The organism is Streptomyces sp. NPDC007856 (assembly GCF_042868225.1).
Classification (GTDB): Bacteria; Actinomycetota; Actinomycetes; order Streptomycetales; family Streptomycetaceae; genus Streptomyces.
This window is the reverse complement of the sequence record NZ_JBIAEC010000008.1, coordinates 44,738-65,896: the sequence shown is the minus strand read 5'-3', so window position 1 is coordinate 65,896 and position 21,159 is coordinate 44,738. Positions and strand designations below refer to the sequence as shown.

At 72.9% G+C, this 21,159-nt stretch carries 13 protein-coding genes; 8 read left to right on the top strand and 5 right to left on the bottom strand.

Going from position 1 to position 21,159, the window contains the following annotated elements:
* The first annotated feature begins 189 nt into the window (after positions 1-189).
* Entirely contained in the window at positions 190-381 is a 192-nt protein-coding gene (locus ACFYOH_RS20205; RefSeq protein ID WP_388627303.1) for a hypothetical protein, read from the top strand.
* A gap of 122 nt (positions 382-503) precedes the next feature.
* Here the strand turns inward: ACFYOH_RS20205 and ACFYOH_RS20200 are convergent, their stop codons facing one another.
* From ACFYOH_RS20200 to ACFYOH_RS20185, 4 genes are all read right to left on the bottom strand, one after another.
* Entirely contained in the window at positions 504-1,403 is a 900-nt protein-coding gene (locus tag ACFYOH_RS20200; protein WP_388627301.1) for a hypothetical protein, read from the bottom strand.
* A gap of 297 nt (positions 1,404-1,700) precedes the next feature.
* A complete protein-coding gene (gene prfB, locus ACFYOH_RS20195; protein WP_388627299.1) occupies positions 1,701-2,807 on the bottom strand; it encodes a peptide chain release factor 2 in 1,107 nt (368 codons plus the stop codon).
* A 78-nt stretch (positions 2,808-2,885) separates the two neighbouring features.
* Complete coding sequence (locus tag ACFYOH_RS20190; RefSeq protein WP_388627297.1) at positions 2,886-4,112, bottom strand: serine/threonine-protein kinase; 1,227 nt, start codon at positions 4,110-4,112, stop codon at positions 2,886-2,888.
* 158 nt (positions 4,113-4,270) lie between these two features.
* Positions 4,271-5,947, bottom strand: a complete 1,677-nt coding sequence (locus tag ACFYOH_RS20185; RefSeq protein ID WP_388627296.1) for a protein kinase — start codon at positions 5,945-5,947, stop codon at positions 4,271-4,273.
* Between the two features lie 357 nt (positions 5,948-6,304).
* Here ACFYOH_RS20185 and ACFYOH_RS20180 point away from each other — a divergent pair, with 357 nt between their 5' ends.
* The 7 genes from ACFYOH_RS20180 to ACFYOH_RS20150 all read left to right on the top strand — a co-directional run bounded on the left by ACFYOH_RS20180 (position 6,305) and on the right by ACFYOH_RS20150 (position 20,664).
* On the top strand, positions 6,305-9,829 hold the full coding sequence (locus tag ACFYOH_RS20180; RefSeq protein WP_388627295.1) for an FHA domain-containing protein: 3,525 nt from the start codon (positions 6,305-6,307) through the stop codon (positions 9,827-9,829).
* Between the two features lie 171 nt (positions 9,830-10,000).
* On the top strand, positions 10,001-11,386 hold the full coding sequence (locus tag ACFYOH_RS20175) for an ABC transporter substrate-binding protein (RefSeq protein ID WP_388627293.1): 1,386 nt from the start codon (positions 10,001-10,003) through the stop codon (positions 11,384-11,386).
* Positions 11,387-11,393: 7 nt separating this feature from the next.
* Positions 11,394-12,740, top strand: coding sequence for a carbohydrate ABC transporter permease (locus ACFYOH_RS20170; protein WP_388627291.1), 1,347 nt, complete (start codon positions 11,394-11,396; stop codon positions 12,738-12,740).
* Positions 12,737-13,645, top strand: a complete 909-nt coding sequence (locus ACFYOH_RS20165; RefSeq protein ID WP_388627289.1) for a carbohydrate ABC transporter permease — start codon at positions 12,737-12,739, stop codon at positions 13,643-13,645. Before ACFYOH_RS20170 ends, ACFYOH_RS20165 begins: the two co-directional genes overlap by 4 nt.
* Before the next feature lie 156 nt (positions 13,646-13,801).
* Positions 13,802-16,042 (top strand): CDP-glycerol glycerophosphotransferase family protein, encoded by a 2,241-nt coding sequence (locus tag ACFYOH_RS20160; RefSeq protein ID WP_388627287.1) that lies wholly within the window; start codon positions 13,802-13,804, stop codon positions 16,040-16,042.
* Between the two features lie 152 nt (positions 16,043-16,194).
* Positions 16,195-18,399, top strand: coding sequence for a CDP-glycerol glycerophosphotransferase family protein (locus ACFYOH_RS20155; protein WP_388627286.1), 2,205 nt, complete (start codon positions 16,195-16,197; stop codon positions 18,397-18,399).
* Positions 18,400-18,405: 6 nt separating this feature from the next.
* Positions 18,406-20,664, top strand: coding sequence for a CDP-glycerol glycerophosphotransferase family protein (locus tag ACFYOH_RS20150; protein ID WP_388627284.1), 2,259 nt, complete (start codon positions 18,406-18,408; stop codon positions 20,662-20,664).
* Positions 20,665-20,716: 52 nt separating this feature from the next.
* On the opposite strand, the gene ACFYOH_RS20145 is transcribed toward ACFYOH_RS20150, so the two are convergent.
* Positions 20,717-21,130: an organic hydroperoxide resistance protein gene (locus tag ACFYOH_RS20145; RefSeq protein WP_388627282.1), complete on the bottom strand. Its 414-nt coding sequence runs from the start codon at positions 21,128-21,130 to the stop codon at positions 20,717-20,719.
* Between the last annotated feature and the right edge of the window lie 29 nt (positions 21,131-21,159).

Genomic DNA, 21,159 nt, shown 5'->3' with positions numbered 1-21,159 from the left:
CCGGGTGCGCAAGTGCAGTCGCAGGTCGAGGTTGGGTAAGGCTTGTACGTTTTTGTACCGACAGCTGCTCTCTCTCGGCTCTCCGAGGCCCCGCGCAAGCTCGTCGGGAACCTGGCACAGTGGAGGGGGGAACGTTCTGGTTCCCGTGAGCGTTGTACGAGTGATGGCCGGTGCGAGGAGGGCGAGCGCATGACGTACGACCGGTTGGTGTGCGCGAACTGCGCGGCGCCCGTGAGCGAGGGCCGGTGCCCGGTGTGCCGGGCCAACCGCGAGCGGCTGCAGCAGGAGGGTTTCCTCAGCGGGGTGAACCCGATGGCGCTGATCGCCCTGTTGGCGGTGCTGATCGCCGCGGTGGCGCTGCTGGCGCATCAGACCGCGTAAGACGCCGCGTCATCAGAACGACCGCGTGAGAAAAGCCTCAGAAACCCGTCAGGGCCCGGAGCGTCAGGCTCCGGGCCCTTCGGTGTGCGTATCGCGCGCGCTGCGTGACCGTACGGCTACGCTCAGGCGGCCGCGCCGCCCCGGCCGTTGACCAGACGCGGCAGGACGCGGAAGCCGATCCCGCCGGCGATCATCGTCGCGGCGCCGATGACCAGGAACGCGGTCTGGCCGGCACCGGTCTCGGCGAGCTGCTTGTCGCCGCCCTGCGCCTGGGTGTCGGAGCCGGTGTCGGTGAGGGTCGAGGACCCCTCCTCCTGCGAGGCGTTGTCGTTGCCGCCGCCCTGCGGGGTGTCGTTGTTGCCGCCGGTGCTGGAGGAGCCACCGGTGCTGCTGCCGCCCGCGCTGGAGGAGCCGCCGGAGTTGCCGCCACCCGTGGTGCCGGAACCGCCGGTGCTGCTGCCACCGCCCGTGCTGCCGCCACCCGTGGTGGAGGTGCCGCCGGTGCCGTTACCGCCACCCGTGCTGCCGCCACCCGTGGTGGAGGTGCCGCCGGTGCCGTTACCGCCACCCGTGCCGTTGTCGCCACCGTTCGTGTTACCACCGTTGGTGTCGCCGCCGCCGATGACGCCGCCGATGGTGACGTCACCGCCGGTGCCGTTGTCGCCGCCGGTGGCGGTGGTGTCACCGCCGGTGGTGTCACCGCCGGTGGCGTCGCCGCCGGTGGTGGTGCCACCAGTCGTGGTACCACCGGTGGTGGTGCCACCAGTCGCGGTTCCGCCGGTCGTGGTACCGCCGGTGGTGGTGCCGCCGGTCGTGGTGCAGACGCCGAGGTCGCAGCCCCCGGCACCGCCGTCGGTGCCGCCGTCGCCCTCGCCGTTCGTGTGCGCGCCCAGGCTGATCGGGCCCGCCTGGACATTGAGGTCCAGGGCGGAGGCCGCGCCGGCCGCGGTCAGTGACGCACCGGCCGCGATCACGGCGCCGGCGGCTATCCGCGCGACCCGGATCCGCGTCTTCTTCGTCATATGGTTGCTACCCCCAGTAGCTGTTCGTCAATGAGGCGCGCATGGGGCGTTGCCGTGATCGACGGGAGGCAGCCGGCGACGAAGTCCGCGTCAACTCATTCCCCCGGTTCACATGCGCCCCCTGAGTACGCATGCCGCACTTCACCCTTCCGATTTTTCAAAGCAACGTCAAGGCCGTTGCGGGCGTGATGTCCCATCGGGGGGCGTTTGTAGCGAGTTGAAGCCTGTGAGTGTGATGTAAAACCCAGACAAAAGACAACTGCCGCCTCCTGGGCGGCAGTTGTGATGTCGACAAAGCTACTTCTCCTGCTGCTTGCGCCAGCGAATACCGGCCTCCAGGAACCCATCGATCTCACCGTTGAACACGGCCTCGGGGTTGCCCACTTCGTGCTCCGTCCTCAGGTCCTTGACCATCTGGTACGGGTGCAGCACGTAGGAACGCATCTGGTTGCCCCAGGAGTTGCCGCCGTCGCCCTTGAGGGCGTCCATCTTGGCCTGCTCCTCCTGCCGGCGGCGCTCCAGCAGCTTGGCCTGGAGGACGTTCATCGCCGTCGCCTTGTTCTGGATCTGCGACCGCTCGTTCTGACAGGAGACGACGATGCCGGTGGGGAGGTGGGTGATGCGGACCGCGGAGTCGGTGGTGTTCACGCCCTGGCCGCCGGGACCGGAGGAGCGGTACACGTCGATCCGGAGGTCGCTCTCGTCGATCTCGACGTGGTCGGACTGCTCGACGACGGGCAGCACCTCCACACCGGCGAAGGACGTCTGGCGGCGGCCCTGGTTGTCGAAGGGCGAGATGCGCACGAGGCGGTGCGTGCCCTGCTCGACGGAGAGGGTGCCGTAGGCGTACGGCGCCTGGACGGCGAAGGTGGTCGACTTGATGCCGGCCTCTTCGGCGTACGACGTCTCGATGAGCTCCGTCTTGTAGCCGCGCTGCTCGGCCCAGCGCAGGTACATGCGCTGGAGCCGCTCGGCGAAGTCGGCGGCGTCGACACCACCGGCCTCGGCGCGGATGTTGACGAGCGCCTCACGGGAGTCGTACTCACCGCTGAGCAGCGTCCGGACCTCCATCTCGTCCAGCGCCTTGCGCACCGCGGTCAGCTCGGACTCGGCCTCGGCGCGGGTGTCGGGGTCGTCCTCCTCCTCGGCCATCTCGAAGAGGACGGCGAGATCGTCGATCCGGCCGCGCAACGCCTCCGCCTTCCTGACCTCGGCCTGGAGGTGGGAGAGCTTGCTGGTGATCTTCTGCGCCTCGTCCGGGTTGTCCCAGAGGGACGGCGCGGCCGCCTGCTCCTCGAGCACGGCGATGTCTGCCCTCAGCTTGTCGAGGTCCAGGACGGCCTCGATCGACTCCATGGTCGAGGAGAGGGACTTCAGCTCTTCGGATACATCGACGACTGCCACGCCTTCAAGCGTAACGGCTGTGGCAACCGACCTCGGCCGGGCTGCACCCGGTACCGCGGTCGCCCCCCCCTGGGTGGGTCACGGCGTCGACGTGCTGTGGGTGTTCTGCGGGGTGTCCGAGTCCCCGTCGGCGGACGCCAGCCACGCGCCGACGCCCACGACGGCGGCCAGGACCACTCCGGCCACTCCCAGAGTCACCCGGCGCCGCCGCACCGCGGCCCTGTGCCGGGCCGATCCCGGCCGGGGCGCACCGCTGGCCCGGGGGACGCGGGCGGTCCCGTGCGCGCCGCCCGCGAGCTCGTCCGGCCCCGGCACCCGCATCGAGGTGTGCGTGTCCCGGTTGGAGTCCGGCTTGGCGCCCGGCACCAGCGACACCGCGCCCCGCCGTCGCGCCGGCTCACCATGCGCAGGCGCCGGCCCCGGCTCCTCCTCCGCCGCGCCCTCGGAGAGCTCCGGCTCGTCCACGTCCAGCGGCGGCAGTCCGGCCAGCGTCGGCAGCTGCTCCCGCAGCCGGGCCGCCAGCTCGGAGGCGCGCAGCCGGGACGCGGGCGCCTTGGCCAGGCACTGCACGATCAGCTGCCACAGCTCCTCCGGGATACCGGGCAGCGGTACGACGGTCTCGGTGACATGTCGGCGCAGGACCGCGCCGGGGTGGCCTCCGCCGAACGGGGTGAAGCCCGCGAGCAGCTCGTACAGGACCGTCGCCAGGGCGTAGATGTCCACGGACGCGCGCGGCGGCAGGCCCTCGACGATCTCCGGGGCCAGATAGTCCGGCGTGCCGATGATCTTCGTGGCCCGGGTCCGCTTCGGCGAGTCGATCAGCTTGGCGACGCCGAAGTCCGTCAGCAGGGCGGGGTGGGAGCCGCCGGGACCCAGCGGGCCCTGCATGTCGAGGAGGACGTTCTCGGGCTTGACGTCCCGGTGGACGACCCCGGCCGCGTGGGCCGCCGCCAGCGCGTCGGCGATGTCGGCGACGATCGCCACGGCCGCCTCGGGGGCGAGCCGGCGCTCGCGCTCCAGCCGGGTGCGCAGGTCGGTGCCGCGCACGAGGTCCATCACCAGGGCCAGGTCGTTGCCGTCGACCACCAGGTCGCGCACGGTGACGATGTGCGGGTGCTCCAGGCCGAGCAGCGCGGTGCGCTCCTGGACGAAGCGTCCGACGAGCTCCTGGTCGGAGGCGAGGTCCTCGCGCAGCAGCTTGATCGCGACGGGACCCTCCGGCCCCTCGCCCAGCCACACCGTGCCGGCGCTGCCCCGCCCGAGGATCTGGTTCGCGGTGTACCGGCTGCCGATCTTCCGTGCCAAGACTGCTCCTACCAGACGCGTGTTGCCGACAAAACTACGCGTCCGAGGAGCCAACCTTCACCGCGGAGACGGAAATCACCCGCCAGGTGTCGACAAATCCGCAAACTCGCGGTCGTTCACCGGGAGTTCGCGCGATCGGCCGCCACGCGTGCGTACGGTCAGTTGCCGCCGCCTGAGGAACCGCCGAGATCCTTGGCCCACTTGCTCACCTGGCCGACCCAGTGGCTCACTTCGTGCCAGTAGCTCCGGCCCTGGCCGATCCAGGTGTGCACCGGGGTCAGCTCATAGATCATCCAGCTCGCCACGACCAGGATGACGATCGTGAACAGGCAGCCCTTCAGACAGCCGAGCCCCGGGATCTTCATCGGGTTGGCGCTGCGCTGCCGGGGCGCCCGGGGCTCGCGCGCGGGCCGCTGCGGCTCCGGCGCGGGCGGCGCGTACCGCTGCGGCGCCTGCGGCGGGGCGTACTGCTGGGGCTGTTGCTGCGGCGCATAGCCGTACCCCTGCTGGTACCCCTGCTGCCGGCCACGCGGCTGCTGCGGGCGTGCCTGCGGGGCCTGCCGCGGCGGCTGCTGAGGACGGGCCACCTGCCGCTGGGGCCGGTGGTGCAGCGGGTCGTCCTCCGGGGACAGGTACTGGATCTGCGTCTGCTCGTTGCGGTCGCGGGCGGCGCGCAGCTGGGTCTGCCAGGGGTGCGGCTGCTCGGGCTGCTGCCCCTGCGGGCCGGTGTTCGGCAGCACCGCCGTCGGGTCCGCCGCGCCCGTGCTCGGCAGTACGGCGGTGGGGTCGGCGGCGCCGACGGGGCCGCCGGTGTGCGGCAGCACGCTGGTCGCGGCGTTGGGGTCGTACGCGCCCTGAGGGCCGGTGTTCGGCAGCACCTGGGTGGGGTCGGCGGCGCCGGGCACGCCCGGGACGGCGGTCGGGGCCGGGTCGGGTGCGAGCAGCGCGCCCACGCCCTCGGCGGCGGCGATCTGCGCCGCGTTCGCGTGCACGCCGATGCCCTCGGCGACGACCCTGAGGCCGCGCGCCAGGTTCTCGGCACTGGGCCGTTCGTCGGGGTTCTTGCGCAGGCAGCGCTCTATGACCGTCCACAGCGGGTCCGGGACGGTGGAGGGGCGGCGCGGCTCGGCGCTCAGGTGCTGGTGCAGCACCTCCAGCGCGGTGCTGCCGGCGAACGGCGGGCGGCCGGTGACCAGCTCGTACAGCAGGATGCCGGCGCCGTAGATGTCCACGGCGGAGGTCTGCGGGCGGCCCTCGGCGGACTCCGGCGCCACGTACGCGGGCGTGCCGACGAACTCCTGGGTGCGGGTCAGGCCCGGGGAGTCGGCGAGGCGGGCGATGCCGAAGTCGGTCAGCATCGGGTGCATCTGGCCGCCGGCCTGCATGAGCAGCACGTTGGCGGGCTTCAGGTCGCGGTGGACGACTCCGTCGGCGTGGCTCGCGGCGAGCGCGTCGGCGATCTGCGCGGTCATCAGCGCGGCGGCGACCGGTGTGAGGGGGCCGTTCTCGCGCAGGTAGCGGTGCAGGTCGGGGCCGTCGACGAGGTCCATCACCAGGGCGAGCAGATCGCCCTCGACGACCAGGTCGCGGACCCGGACGATGTTCGGGTGGGTGAGGCGGAGCAGGACGGAGCGCTCGCGCAGGAAACGCATCACGATGTCCGGGTCGCTCGCCAGCTCTTCCTTCAGGACCTTGATCGCGACCGTCTCGCCGGGCTGCCCGGGCACGGCCGCCTCGGCGCCCGCGGTCTCGCGCTGGCGGGCACGCCAGACGGTGCCTGTGGCGCCGCGTCCGAGCGGCTCCTCAAGCAGGTACTTGCTGCCGACTGGCCGCACGTCACGCGCTCCCTGCTGCTTGCTGATGCTTGCTTGCCTGCGTTCCGGTTGTCGTTCCGGTTGCTCCGGACCACTGTAGTGCCGCCCTCGTCGGCACCACGTGTCGACGGAAAGACGCGCTTCCCGGTCTCCTGGTTGCCGAAGCCGGACGTGACCGATCTCAAGTGATCGCCCGTGCGCCACTGGTCAGGCACTTTTGGGGGCAGAGCCGACCAATCAAGATCACTTGGTGCCGGGTCCCGGGCGCGTTGTCAGTGGCAGGTGCGAGGATGCCTTCCAGTACTGGCCGACGTGCTCGTGTGGGGTGGGGGGAAGTCCGTCCCGCGCAGACCCGCGCAGAAGGGACCGCTGACGCCGATGCAGATCCGGCTGACCGTCGTAGACCCGCTGGGCCCGCCCCCGCAGCGGGGCCGCGCCGCGAGCCGCGACGTGCTGGTCACGGCGCCCACGGGCACGGACCTGGCCGCGGTCGCGTCGGCGCTGGCCGGCGCGGTCACCGGGGAGGGCCGCGACACCGGCGGCGCGCCGGTGCTGTACGCCGGCACCGAGCGGCTCGACCCCCGCCGCCGCACCCTCGGCGAGCCTCCGCTGGTCGACGGCGCGGTGCTGTCCCTGGGAGCCCCGGCGGCCGCCGAGCCGCATCCCGAACTCGACGACGCGCCGACCCAGCTGCATGTCGTCGCGGGCCCGGACGCGGGCGGGGTCCATCTCCTGCACGGCGGCCGGATAACGGTGGGCCGCTCGGCCGACGCGGACGTGCCGCTGGACGACCCCGACGTGTCCCGGCTGCACTGCGCGGTCACGGTCGGCGCGGACGGGCGCGTGTCGGTCGCCGACCTCGGCTCCACGAACGGCACGACGCTGGACGGGGTGCCGGTGAGCGAGCGTCCGGTGCGGGTCCCTGCCGGGGGCTTGCTGCGGATCGGGGAGTCGGCGCTTCGGGTTGCTCCGTCCGGGGGACCGGGAGCACGGACGGTCGCCGACGGTGAGGGGTGCCTTCGGGTCGTCCGGGACGCGTTGCCGGGTGCGGGTGGCCCCGGTGGGGGTGACGCGCCCTCGGCGACTGCCGGTGACAGTGGTGTGAGCGGACCGACGTCCGTAAGTGCCGAAGGCGCCTCCGGGATCGGGCAGCACAGCTACGGCTCGGGTGGCTGGGGGACCTCGGGCAGTGGGGGCCAGGAGCATCGGCGGGGGTCGGCCGTGGTGCCGGGGCAGAGCGGGGCGCCCCGGATCGAGAACGCGTCCGGTGCCGCTTCCGGCGGAGACACGCACGCGGGGCGCTTCGGAGTCGGGGAGGCGGACGGGGAGCCGCTGGACAGCGGGCGCAAGGCCACTCCCCTCCGCGGCATCGATGCCGCGCAGGGCGCACGCCGGCGTGGCCTCGGCGCCTGGGCGCGCCGGCTGGCCGGTACGCGTGGTGAGCAGTCCACCGGTCCCGAGGCCTACGCCGGCACCGACACCCGTGCCGTCACCGGCCCGGCGGCCACCGCGCCGCAGCAGCCCGAGACCTGGCCGGATCCGGCCGCACTGCTGCTGGCGGCACTCGGTCCCGGGTCCCGGCTGTGGGAGCGCGGGCCCGGTCATCCGGAGACGCTGACCGTGCGGCTCGGCACGGCGGACCGGAGCGCGCCGGACGGCTCCGGCCCTGTGCCCGCGGTGCCCGTGACGGCGGCGCTGCGCGAGGCGGGCGCGCTGGGCCTGGCCGGTCCGCGCCCCCGGCTGTCCGGGCTGACCCGCGCGGTGCTGGCGCAGCTGGCCGCGCTGCACTCGCCCGACCTGCTGGAGATCGTGCTGATCAGCGCCGACCGCTCGCGCCCCGTGGAGGAGCGCACGGCCGAGTGGTCCTGGCTGGGCTGGCTCCCGCATGTGCGGCCGGGGCACGGCCAGGACTGCCGGCTGCTGCTGGCCTACGACCGCGAGCAGGCGGCGGCCCGCACGGAGGAGCTCCTGCGCCGGGTCGACGACCACGCCGCGACCGGCCGAACCGCGGCCCACCCCACCCGCACCGCGACGGAAGCGGGCGGGGCCACGAGCGACCGCGGCGCCACCCTCACCCCGGGCACACAAGCCCAGGGCCTCGTCCCCGGCCACCCCGGCGCCCCCGCCGAGGCCTTCGGCCCTCCCGCGCAGGTCCCGGCCGACCGCGCCCCCGCCGAGTGGGCCACCCCCGGCACTGCCGGCGCCCCGTCGCCGGGACTCGCCCCCGGCCGGACCGGCGATCACGCGCCCGGCCCCACCTCCCCTCCTCACACCGGCACCCGCCCGTCGGCCACCCCCTCGGCCCTCGTCCGCCGCCCCTCATGGGCCAAGGAGGACGCCGAGGTCGGCGCGAACAGTGGTTTCGCCGGGCCCTACACCGTCGTCGTCGTGGACGGAGACCCCGGCGGCAGCGCGCTGCGGGACGCGGTCGCGCGGCTGGCCGTGGCCGGGCCGCGGGCCGGGATCCACGTGGTCTGTCTCGCCGAGACCGAGCCCGCCTCGACCGCCTCCCCCGTGACGCGCACGTACGAGGCCGCGTGCGCGGTGACGCCGACGTTCCGGCACTGCGGTGCCGTGGCGCTGCTCAGCGGGGATGTCGCGACCGCCCTGCGCCTGCTGCGGGTGGCGCCGGGCGGACCCGTCGGACCGGGAACGCTCGCCGCCGTGGACGCCGTGTCCGTCGCCTGGGCGGAGCGGTTCGCCCGGGCGCTGGCGCCGCTGCGGCCGGACGGCCCGGCCGGCGAGCGGGACACGCGCGTGGCGGCGCCCCTGCCGCAGTCGGCGCGGCTGCTGGACGAGTTGGGGCTGGCCAGGGCGACCCCGGCGTCGCTGATGGCGCGCTGGGCCGACGCGGCCGACGACACCCAGGCGCTGGGCGGCCGGGCGCGGGCCATACTCGGTGCCGGGCCGCGCGGGCCGCTCACCGCCGACCTGGTGGCCGACGGACCGCATCTGCTGGTCGAGGGGCCGGCCGGCAGCGGTCGTACGGAGTTGCTGCGGGCCGTGGTGGCCTCGCTGGCCGCCGCCGAGCGGCCGGACCGGCTGGGCCTCGTGCTGATCGACGGCCGGGACGGGGTCGGGACCAGCCCCGCGCACGGTGAGGGACTGCGCGGATGCACCGACATACCGCATGTCACCACCCACCTCGTCGCCAACGACCCCGTGCGCATGCGGGAGTTCGCCCAGTCGCTGGCGGCCGAGCTGAAGCGGCGGGCGGAGCTGCTGGGGCGGACGGACTTCGCGCAGTGGCATGCGGGACGTGCGGTGTCCGGCCGCATCGTCGCCCAGCGCGCGCCGGCCCCCGCCGGCGGTGACATAGAGGCGCCGCCCAGCTCCACCCTGCGGCTGCGGCCGGGCGGGGCCGCGCGGCAGCGGGACGGGGCGGCGCCGCCGTTGCCGCGGCTCGTGCTCGTCGTGGACGACCTGGACGCGCTGGTCTCGCCCCCGCTCGGCTCGCCGGGCCGGCCCGCCGCCGGTTCGGTGATGCGCGCGCTGGAGGCGGTGGCCCGGGAGGGCGAGCGGCTCGGGGTGCATCTGGTGGCGGCTGCCGGGACCGGCGGCCGTACGGCGGAGACCGAGCCCGCTCGGCGGGCCGCCCTGCGGGTCGTGCTGGACGCTCCGCAGCCGGGGCCGGACGAACCGGCGCCGGGACGTGGGCGGCTGGCGTACGCGGACGGGCGGGTCGTCGGTTTCCAGGGCGGCCGGGTGACGGGCCGTATCCCGCGTACCGCGACCCAGCGGCCCACGGTGGTCCCGCTGGACTGGCAGCGCATGGGCGACCCCCCGGCCCGCCGGCCCGTACGGGAGCTGGGCAACGGCCCGACCGACCTGGCCCTCCTGGCGAGCGCGGTGCAGCGGGCGGCCCGGGAGGTGTCGGCGGCGGAGGTGCCGTCCCTGCTGTAGCCGGAGACACTGTTGTACCCAGGAAGGACGCATACACCCCCGGTCACGAGCCGGTCACGATGCGCCGCTCGACACGGCAGGCGCTCTTGCCGCCCCTGAGCGGCCCGCGTAGACCGGACCGCACGGGACACGCTCGACGACGTTCAACGAGGAACGACGAACGGGGAAGTGATGCGCACCCACAGCAGCAGCACCATCCGGACAAAGAGGACCGTCACCGCACTCGCCGCTCTGCTCACGGGAGCCCTCGCCCTCGGCGCCTGCTCCAGCAGCAAGGACAACGGCGACACGGGCAGCGGCGGGAAGACCGGCGGGGTCACCGGCTCCACCGTCACCCTGCCGAAGCTGAACGGCACGAACCTGGAGATCGCCGCCGTCTGGACCGGTCAGGAGCAGAAGAACTTCAAGCAGGTCCTGGCCGAGTTCGAGAAGCGCACCGGCGCGAAGGTGACCTTCGTGCCCGCCCAGGACCCGATCATCAACTTCGTCGGTTCGAAGATCGCTGGTGGTCAGCCGCCGGACGTGGCCATGCTGCCGCAGCCCGGCGCCATCAAGCAGGCCGTGCAGCGTGGATGGGCCAAGCCGCTCGGGCCGGACGCCCTGAAGGAGCTGCAGAAGAACTACTCCCAGGGCTGGCAGGACATCGGCAAGGTCGGCGGCAAGCAGTACGGCATGTACTACAAGGCCGCCAACAAGTCGCTGATCTGGTACAACGCCAAGGTCTTCGAGAGCGCGAACGCCAAGGAGCCGAAGACCTGGAAGGACTTGCTGGGCGCCGCGCAGGCGGTGTACGACTCCGGTGTCACGCCGTTCTCCGTGGCCGGCGCGGACGGCTGGCCACTGACGGACTGGTTCGAGAACGTGTATCTGTCCCAGGCGGGCCCGGAGAAGTACGACCAGCTCGCCCAGCACAAGATCAAGTGGACCGATCCGTCGGTGAAGCAGGCGCTGACGACGCTGGCGCAGATCTGGGGCAAGAAGGACTATCTCGCGGGCGGCCAGGACGGCGCGCTGCAGACGGAGTTCCCGGCCTCGGTCACCCAGACCTTCACCGGCGGCGACCAGCCCAAGTCCGCGATGGTCTACGAGGGCGACTTCGTGCAGGTCAACATCGGTGAGACCAAGGCGAAGGTGGGCACGGACGCGAAGGTGTTCCCGTTCCCGGCGGTCGGCTCCACCGCGCCGGTGGTCTCCGGCGGTGACGCGGCGGTGGTCCTGAAGGACTCCAAGGCAACCCAGGCCCTGGTCACCTTCCTCGCCTCCCCGGACGCGGCGACGATCGAGGCGAAGCTCGGCGGTTTCCTCTCGCCGAACAAGAACGTGCCGATCTCGGCGTACCCGAACGCGGTGCAACAGAAGATCGCCAAGGCGCTGATCGCGTCCGGCGACGACTTCCGCTTCGACATGTCCGACCAGGCCCCGCAGGCCTTCGGCGGCACTCCGGGCAAGGGTGAGTGGAAGGACCTGCAGGACTTCCTGAAGAACCCGGCGGACGTGGCGGGCACCCAGGCGAAGCTGGAGAAGGACGCGGCGGCCGCGTACGGAAGCGGGAGCTGATCCGGCCATGGCGTCGGCGGCAACGGCGGCGGGGGCCCCACCGGGTCCCGCCGCGCCCCGCGGTCGTAGGAGCGTGACCGGCACCCGCAGGACGGTGGCAGCCCTGTTTCTGCTGCCCGCCCTGGTGCTGCTCGGCGCGCTCGTGGTCTACCCGATCGGGTACTCGGTCATCCGCAGCTTCTACAACGCCTCCGGCGACGGTTTCACCGGCGTCGACAACTACAGGACGCTCTTCACCGACGACGGCATCCGGACCGCACTGAAGAACAACGTCATCTGGGTGGTGTTCGCACCCACGGTCTCCACCGCGCTCGGTCTGGTCTTCGCGGTGCTGACCGAACGGCTGCGCTGGGGTACGGCGTTCAAGCTGGTCGTCTTCATGCCGATGGCGATCTCGATGCTGGCGGCCGGGATCATCTTCCGGCTGGTGTACGACCAGGATCCGCACAAGGGCGTCGCGAACGCGGTGTGGGTGGGCGTCCACGACACCTTCGCGCAGTCGTCGGCGTTCCCGAAGGCCCACCCGGGCCGCGAGTCGCCGCTGGTCGCGCAGAACGGCGGCTTCATCACCAAGGCCACCGTCCACGCCGGGCAGGCGGTCGCCCTCCCCCTCGTCGGCGTCGCCCCGGACCAGATGCCGGACAGCGCGAAGAAGGCCGTGGCCGCCAGGTCCGAGCCGGGGAGGATCACCGGCACCACCTGGCAGGACTTCACGCGCGGCAAGGGTGTCGGCCGGCTCGGCGCGCCCGACCCGTCCGAGCTGGGCTATGCCGGGATGCGGATCGAGGCGGTGAAGGACGGCAAGGTGGTCGCCTCCGCCAAGGCCGCCGGCGACGGCACCTTCACCCTGCCCGCCTCGGCCGACGGGGCCCGGCTGCGGCTCCCGGCGAGCAACTTCAAGGAGCCGTACAACGGCGTCGAGTGGCTCGGCCCGGCGCTGGTCACCCCGGCGATCATCGGGGCGTACGTGTGGATGTGGGCGGGCTTCGCGATGGTGCTGATCGCGGCCGGGCTCGCGGGCGTGCCCCGGGAGCTGCTGGAGGCGGCGCGGGTGGACGGCGCCAACGAGTGGCAGGTGTTCCGCAGGGTCACCGTGCCGCTGCTCGCGCCGGTCCTCGCGGTCGTCACCGTCACTCTGATGATCAACGTGCTGAAGGTGTTCGACCTCGTCTACATCATCGCGCCGGGCTCCTCCCAGGACGACGCCGACGTGCTCGCCCTGGAGCTGTACCGCAAGGGCTTCGCGGAGAACCAGCCGGGCGTCGCGAGCGCGATCGCGGTGCTGCTGCTGGTGCTGGTGGTCCCGGTGATGGCGTTCAACATCCGTCGGCTGAGGCGGGAGGTGCGGCGATGACGGCGAGCGCCGGAAGCATCGGGAAGGTCGGGCCCGTCCGGACGGTGAAGGCGCGGCGGTCCCTCGGCTCGAAGATCGCCGAGAGGCTGAGCGGCGGCCTGGTCCGGGTGTTCCTGATCGTCGTGGGCCTGTTCTGGCTGGTGCCGACGTTCGGTCTGCTCATCTCCTCGCTGCGCGCGCCCGAGGACATGAGCGCGAGCGGCTGGTGGAAGGTGTTCACCAAGCCGTCCCAGCTGACCTTCGACAGCTACCGCAAGCTGCTGGAGAACGGCGACATCACCCACTCCCTGTGGAACACCGTGCTGATCACGGTCCCGGCGACACTGCTGGTCGTCGTGGTCGGCTCCCTCGCGGGCTACGCGTTCGCGTGGATGGAGTTCCCGGGCCGGGACTGGTGGTTCCTGGGAGTGGTGAGCCTGCTGGTGGTGCCGGTGCAGGTGGCGCTGATCCCGATCGCCGAACTGTTCGGCAGGATCGGCCTGTTCGGGACGATCCTCGGGGTGATCCTGTTCCACACCGGCTTCGGACTGCCGTTCGCGGTGTTCCTGCTGCGGAACTTCTTCGCGGAGATCCCGCGCGAGCTGCTGGAGGCGGCCCGCCTGGACGGCGCCGGTGAACTGCGGCTGTTCGCCCGGGTGGTGATGCCGCTCGGCGGGCCGGCGATCGCCAGCCTCGCCATCTTCCAGTTCCTGTGGGTGTGGAACGACATGCTGGTCGCGCTGGTGTTCACCAAGTCGGGCACCCAGCCGATCACGGTCGCGCTGCAGACGCAGGTACGGCAGTTCGGCAACAACATCGACGTGCTGGCACCCGGCGCGTTCATCTCCATGGTGATCCCGCTGGCCGTGTTCTTCGCGTTCCAACGGCAGTTCGTGTCCGGGGTGATGGCGGGCGCGGTCAAGTAGCCACGGTCACCGGCTGCGACGAGGGCGGGCCTTCCCGGGCCCGCCTTCTTGCGTTCACCCACCGTCCCCCACATGCCGCATGAACCGTAACCAATTCACACCATCGGCCGTTTCCGGTCAGAACCCCCGCGCCGACCGACGACCCATGGATGCCCCTTGCCCAGGTTCAGTGTCATTGTCCCCGCGTACAAGGTCCAGGCGTATCTCTCCGAGTGCCTGGACTCGGTGCTCTCGCAGTCGTATCCCGATCTGGAACTGATCGCCGTGGACGACTGCTCACCGGACGCCTGCGGGGCGATCATCGACGAGTACGCGGCCCGCGACGCGCGCGTGCGGCCCGTGCACCTGGCCGAGAACCAGGGGCTCGGGCGGGCCCGGAACGCCGGGCTGGCCGAGGCGACCGGTGACTACCTGGTCTTCCTGGACAGCGACGACACCCTCACCCCGGACGCGCTGCGCTCGATGGCCGACCGGATCAAGGAGTCCGGCGAGCCCGACGTCCTGGTGTACGACTACGCGCGCACCTACTGGGACGGCCGGGCGGTGCGCAACCAGCTGTCCGCCCCGCTCACCGAGCAGGGCCCGGCGCCGTTCCGCCTGGAGGACCGGCCGGGGCTGCTCCGGGTGCTGATGGTGGCCTGGAACAAGGCGTGCCGGCGGGAGTTCGTGGCCGGCCACGGTTTCACCTTCCCGCCGGGCTACTACGAGGACACCCCCTGGACCTTCCCGGTGCTGATGGCGGCGGAGTCGATCGCCACCCTGGACCGGGTGTGCGTGCACTACCGGCAGCGCCGGCAGGGCAACATCCTCGGCACCACCAGCCGTGAGCACTTCGATCTCTTCGAGCAGTACGACCGGGTGTTCGCGTATGTCGAGGCCCATCCCGAACTGGCGCGGTGGCGGCCGGACCTGTTCCGCCGCATGATCGACCACTACGCCACGGTGTTCGCCATGCCGGACCGGCTGCCGCGCGGCAGCCACGGCGAGTTCCTGCGCCGGGCCCGCGCCCACTACCGCCGCTACCGGGTCCCCGGCACCCGGATGCGGCGGCGCAACGTCCTGGTCCGCTTCGGTCTGCACCGCACCTTCCGCGCGTTCCGGCTGGTCTCTGCGGCGCGCCGGCGCATGTCCAAGGCGGTGGTGAAGCTGGTCCGCGCCGTGCGGACCGGAGTGCTGCGGCTGCACTACCGGATCCAGCTGTGGCTGCCCGTCCGCACCGACCGGGCGGTGTTCACCTCCGGGGCCGGCCGGGGCCACGGCGGCGACCCCGGCGCCCTGGAGGAGGCCTTCCGCACCCACGCCCCGCACATCCGCACCGCCTGGATCGCCCGCCCCGAGCACCAGCACGCGGTCCCGCCCGGCCCGCGCCGGCTGCGGCCCGGCAGCGCCGCCTACTGGACGGCGCTGGCCCGCGCCAGGTACCTGGTCACCGACGACGTACTGGACCCGGACCTGCGCAAGCGGCCCGGGCAGATCCTGGTCCAGACCCGGCAGGGCACCCCGCTCAAGCACATGGGCCTGGACCTCCAGGAGCGCCCCGCGGCGGCCCGCGACACCGACTTCGCCGAACTGCTGCGGGGCGTCGACCAGTGGGACCTCGTCCTGTCCGGCAACCGGCACTCGACCCTGACCTGGGAGCGGGTCTTCCCGGGCCGCTACACCACGCTGGAGTACGGCGCCCCGCGCAACGACGTCTTCCAGCGGGCGACCTCCGCGGACGTGACCCGGCTGCGCGAGTCGCTGGGCATCCCGGAGAACGCGGTGGCGATCCTGTACGCGCCGACCTTCCGCGACCATCTGCGCACCCAGCGCCCGCTGCTGGACCTGGAGCGGATCGTGCGCCGCCTCGGCCCGCGCTTCGTGATCCTGGCCCGGCCCCACCCCGTGCACGGCGGCGGCCCCCTGGGCACGGGCGGCCGGATCATCGACGTCGGTGACCGCGCGAGCGTGGAGTCGCTGTGTCTGGCCTCGGACGTGCTGGTCACCGACTACTCGTCGATCATGTTCGACTACGCCAACCTGGACCGGCCGATCGTGGTCCACACCGGCGACTGGGAGGCATACCAGGCGGCCCGCGGTACCTACTTCGACCTGCGTGCCTTCCCGCCGGGCGCGGTCGCGCGCAGCGAGGACGAGCTGATCGACATCTTCGCGACCGGACGCTGGCGCGGCTCGCGCTCGGCCCAGCTGCGAGCGGCGTTCCGGCAGCGCTTCTGCCCGTACGACGACGGACGCGCCGCCGAGCGGGTCGTACGGCATGTGGTGCTGGGCGGGACGGGTCTGCCTCCGGTGGTGCCGCTCAAGGAGCGCAAGCCGGTGCCGTCGGCCTGTGCGCGCTCGCCGCTGGCCACCGTGCCGCAACCTGCCGGTCCCCTTTCCGTCACCGAGAGGCGATGAACGGCGTTGGTCCCTCCGGGAGTGCCCGTGTCCCTCGGCTCGACGCGGCCCGTCCCGAGCCGGCCGTCCACCTGGCGTCCGGCGGGGCGGCCCGGTCGCATGGCAGGTCTCGTCCGCAGGACACGCGTCCGCAAGACAACAGAGAGAACAGCATGCCCCGCTTCAGCATCATCGTCCCGTCCCACGGCGTCGCCGCCCGGCTGTCCCAGGCGCTGGACTCGGTCCTCGGCCAGTCGTTCGGTGATCTGCAGCTGATCCCGGTCTGCGACGCCCCCGACTCCCCGGCCGCCGCCGTCGCCGCCGGACACGCCGAGCGGGACTCCCGGGTGATCCCGGTCCACTCGCCGCCGTCCGCCGGTCTGAGCGGGGCGCGCAATGCCGGGATCCGGGCCGCGACCGGCGCGTATGTGCTGTTCCTCGACGGCGACGACCTGCTGCTGCCGGGCGCGCTCGCGGCGCTGGACGCCCGGCTGACCGAGACCGCCGACGTGGACGTGCTCTATGCCGAGCACGAGCGCGCCCCCTGGTGGGAGGGCGAGCCGACCAACCCGGCCAGGCCCCTGTTCGCCGGGGCCCCGAAAAACGCCTTCGCCCCCGCCGACCTGCCGGAGCTGACCGGCGTGCAGCTCCCGGCCTGGAGCGCGGTCTACCGCCGCGGCTTCCTCACCGAGCACGAACTCACCTTTCCGGACAGCCACTTCACCGACCTCGGCTGGGGCGGGCTCACCACGCTCGCGGCCGGGCGGATCGCGGTGCTGCGCCGGGTCGTCGTACGGCACCGGCTGCGCCGGCAGGGCAGCCGGCTCAATCTGCCGGGGCCGCACCAGCACGACCTGCTCGACCAGGTGGAGCTGGTGCTGACCCGGGCCGCCGAACAGGAGCTGCCCGCCGAGCGGGCGCGCGCGCTCTTCGAGCAGCTGTTCGCCTGTGTGCTGAAGACCGCGTCCCGGCCCGAGCGGCTGCCGTCCGGGCACCGGGCGTTCTTCCGCCGCGCCGCCCGGCTCTACCGGCGCCACCGGCCGGCCGGTTTCCGGGCGCCGGACGGCAGCCTGGGCGTGCAGCACCGGCTGCTGGCGACCGGGGCGTACAGCGCGTTCCGGGCGTTGCGCGGCGCCAACCAGCTGGCCTCGAACGCCGCCGAGCGCCTGCCGCGCCCGCGCGCGGTGCGCACCCGGCTGCGCTACATCCGCGATCTGCGCCGCCCGCTCGACGAGAACCTGGCCGTGTACTGCGCCTACTGGGGCCGGGGCTACGCCTGCAACCCGGCCGCGATCCACGCCAAGGCCCGCGAACTCGCCCCGGACATCCGCTCGGTGTTCCTGGTCGAGGCCGACCAGGCGCACGCGATGCCGGAGGACGTGGAGTACGCGGTGATCGGCTCCCGCCGCTACTGGGAGGTGCTGGCCCGGGCCAAGTACCTGATCAACAACGCCAACTTCGCCGAGGGGATCGTCAAGCGCCCCGGCAGTGTGCACCTCCAGACCCAGCACGGCACCCCGCTGAAGACGATGGGCGTGGACCAGTCGACGTACCCGGTGGTGGCGGCGCAGTCGGGCAGCTTCACCAGGCTGCTGGGCCGGGTGGACCGCTGGGACTTCAACCTCTCCGCCAACCGCCACTCCACCCAGATGTGGGAGCGCGCCTTCCCCGGCTCCTGGGAGGCGCTGGAGTACGGCTATCCGCGCAACGACGTCTACTGCACGGCGACCGCCGAGGACGTGGCGCGGATCAGACGGCGGCTGGGCGTCCCGGAGGGCAGCACGGCCGTCCTCTACGCACCCACCCACCGCGACCACCACACCGGCTTCGAGCCCGGCCTGGACCTGGAGGCCTTCTGCGAGGCGGCCGGCGAGGACGTCGTCGTGCTGCTGCGCGCCCACTACTTCTACGACCAGGGGTCGCTCGGCCGCGGCGACGGCCGCGTCATCGACGTCACCGCGCACCGCTCCTCGGAGGACGTGTGCCTGGCGGCGGACGCGCTGGTGACCGACTACTCCTCGATCATGTTCGACTACGCCAACCTGGACCGGCCGATCGTCGTGTACGCCGACGACTGGGAGGTGTACCGGGAGACGCGGGGCGTCTACTTCGACCTGCCGGCCGAGCCGCCGGGACCGGTCGCGCGCACCCCGAAGGAGCTGGCCGCCGTCTTCCGTGACGGCTCGTACGCAGGCGCGGAGGCCGCGGCGCTGCGGGCCGCGTTCCGGGAGCGGTTCTGCGAGTTCGACGACGGCCGGGCCGCCGAGCGCGTCGTACGGCGGGTGCTGCTCGGCGAGCCGCCGGAGGCGGTCCCGCCCGTGATCCCGCTCGCACAGCGCGTCCCCGCCCCGGCCGCCGCGACCCTCGTGAGGAGCTGACCCGCCGTGCCCCGCTTCAGTCTGATCGCGCCCTGTTTCAAGGTGCAGGGCTTTCTGCGCGAGTGCCTGGACTCGGTGCTGCTGCAGTCCTTCAGCGACTTCGAGCTGATCGCCGTGGACGACCGCTCCCCGGACGGCTGCGGCGCGATCCTCGACGAGTACGCCGAGCGCGACCCGCGCGTGCAGGTGCTGCACCTGCCGGAGAACGTGGGCCTCGGCCGGGCCCGCAACGCCGGGATGCCGCACGCCACCGGCGACTACCTGTTCTTCCTGGACAGCGACGACACCCTCACCCCGGGCGCGCTGCGGGCCATCGCCGACCGGCTGGCGGAGGCCGCGGACCCCGACGTGCTGGTCTTCGACTACGCGCGCACCTACTGGTGGGGCGGCACCCGGCGCAACGCCCTGGCCGAGGTGCTCGCCGAGGCCGGCCCGGACACCTTCACCGCCGACGAGTTCCCGCGGATCCTGGACCTGCTGATGGTGGTGTGGAACAAGGTCTACCGGCGGGAGTTCGTGGTGTCGGAGGGCTTCGCGTTCCCGCCGGGCTACTACGAGGACACGCCCTGGACCTTCCCGGTCATGCTCAGCGCCCGGCGGATCGCCGCGCTGGACCGGATCTGCCTGAACTACCGGCAGCGCCGGCAGGGCAACATCCTGTCCACGACCAGCCGCAAGCACTTCGACATCCACGACCAGTACGAGCGGGTCTTCGCGTTCGTCGAGCAGCACCCTCGGCTCGCGCACTGGCGGCCGTATCTGCACCGCAAGATGGGCGAGCACTGCCTGGACATCCTCGCCAAGCCGGACCGGCTGCCGCCCGCCGACAAGGCCGAGTTCTTCCGGCGCACGCGGGAGATGTTCCGCCGTCACAAGCCGGCGGAGGGCGCCCTGACCGGCGGCGAGGCCGGCCTGCTGCAGGGCTCCTGGACGGCGTACCGGATCAGACGGCAGGCGGCGCGCGCCGGGGAGGAGGCGGCGCGCGGTGCCGGTCTGGTCCGGGACGTGGCCGCCGCGCGGGCCCGCGCCGGCTGGGCGGCCGTGCACGCGCACCGGCCGCTGGACCCGAACCTGGTCGTCTACTCGGCGTCCTCGCACCGGGGCATGCTGGGCGACCCGGCCGCCGTGTACGCCAAGGCCCGGGAGATCGCCCCGCAGTTGCGCGGGGTGTGGGTGGTGAAGGACGAGGAGACCGCCGCCCGGCTGCCGCCCGAGGTGGAGCACGTGGTCCTGGGCTCCCGGCGCTGTCTGGAGGTCACGGCGCGGGCGAAGTTCTTCGTGAACGACGTCAACTGGCCCGGCACGATCGCCAAGCGGCCCGGCAGCGTGCACATCCACACCCACCAGGGGACCCCGCTGAAGTACATGGGCGCCGACCTGCTGGACAAGCCGGGCGCCCGGCTCGGCCTCGACGTGCCGCAGCTGCTGCGCCGGGCCGACCGCTGGGACTACAGCCTGGTCGCCAACCGCCACTCCGAGCTGGTCTGGGAACGGGCCTATCCCTGCCACTTCACCTCGCTGCGCACGGGCAGCCCGCGCAACGACGTGCTCGTGAACGGCGGTGCCAGTGACTTCCGGCAGCGGTACCGCATCCCGGAGACGGACACGGTCGTGCTGTACGCGCCGACCCGCCGGGACTACCGCCGCAGCGGGCATGTGGACCGGATCGACCTCGGCCGGTTCGCGGCGGACCTGGGCGAAAGCCTGGGCGAAGGCAGGGGTGAGCTGCGTGGCGGGGGCCGGGGCGGGGGGCTCACGCTGGTGGTCCGGCTGCACCCGTCGCTGGCGACCGGTCCCGCGCGCGGGATGGGGCTGGCCGAGCTGGCCCGGCGCGGGATCGTGGTCGACGCGACCGACGAGCCGTGCGTCGAGGACGTCCTGCTCGCTTCGGACGTGCTCGTCACGGACTACTCGGGGGTGATGTTCGACTACGCCTGTCTGGACCGGCCGATCGTGGTGCACGCCGACGACTGGCCCGCGTACACGGCGAGCCGGGGCGCCTACTTCGACATCACCGCCGAGCCGCCCGGCCATGTCGCCCGCTCCTACCGCGAGCTGGCCTGGCTGTTCGCCTCGGGGTCCTGGCGGGACGAGGAGTCGGCGCGGCTGCGCGCGCTCTTCCGGGCCCGGTTCTGCGAGTTCGACGACGGCCGGGCCGCCGAGCGGGTCGTACGGACGCTGCTGCTCGGCGAGCCGATGAGCGGCCCGGGTGAGGTCCGGATCCCGGGTCAGGCGGCCGGCCAGGGCACGCTGACGTCGGCGTAGGGCGCGGGGGTGCCGGTGCCGAGTCGGCCACCGGCACCCCGGGACGCGTGGGTCACTCGATGACGAGGTCGACGTCGATGTTGCCGCGGGTGGCGTTGGAGTAGGGGCAGACCTGGTGGGCGGTCTCGACCAGCTTGCGGCCGGTCGCCTCGTCCACGGTGTCGGGCAGCTCGACGCGCAGCGTCACCTTCAGCCCGAAGCCCTCGCCCTGCTTGCCGATGCCGACCTCGGCGGTCACCGCGGCGTCGCTGACGTCGACCTTGGCCTGCCGGCCGACGAGGCCGAGGGCGCTGCCGAAGCAGGCGGCGTAACCGGCGGCGAAGAGCTGCTCGGGGTTGGTGCCCTGGCCGTTGCCGCCCAGCTCCACCGGAGGGGCCAGCTTGAGGTCGATCTTGCCGTCGTTGGAGACGGCACGACCGTCACGGCCGTGGGTGGCGGTGGCGACTGCGGTGTAGAGCGCGTCCATGGGGACCCGTCCTCTCGATCGTTCGATGC